1 pseudogene is annotated in these 221 nt (G+C 43.9%); it reads left to right on the forward strand.

The window, feature by feature from the left end:
• A pseudogene (locus BGK49_RS29865) lies at positions 1 to 122 on the forward strand (IS3 family transposase); the annotation flags it as partial.
• Positions 123 to 221: the final 99 nt, after the last annotated feature.

The following is a 221-nucleotide window of genomic DNA, read 5'->3' on the forward strand; positions in this document are numbered from 1 at the left end:
GCTCGCCTTGAGCGAGATATATTAAAAAAAGCAACAGCGTATTTTGCACAGGAGTCGCTGAAAAATACGCGTTAATCGAACAATGGCGACAACAATTTCCCATTGAAGCGATGTGTCAGGTATGAAGTGGTCAACAAAAACTGGCCACCGAGTTAGAGTTTTTCCAGTATCGATTTTCCGATTCGTTTGGGGGTAACCCACCGTTATATTCGTGCGGTCTT

The organism is Shigella sp. FC1544 (genome assembly GCF_001722145.1).
GTDB classification, from domain to species: domain Bacteria; phylum Pseudomonadota; class Gammaproteobacteria; order Enterobacterales; family Enterobacteriaceae; genus Escherichia; species Escherichia coli.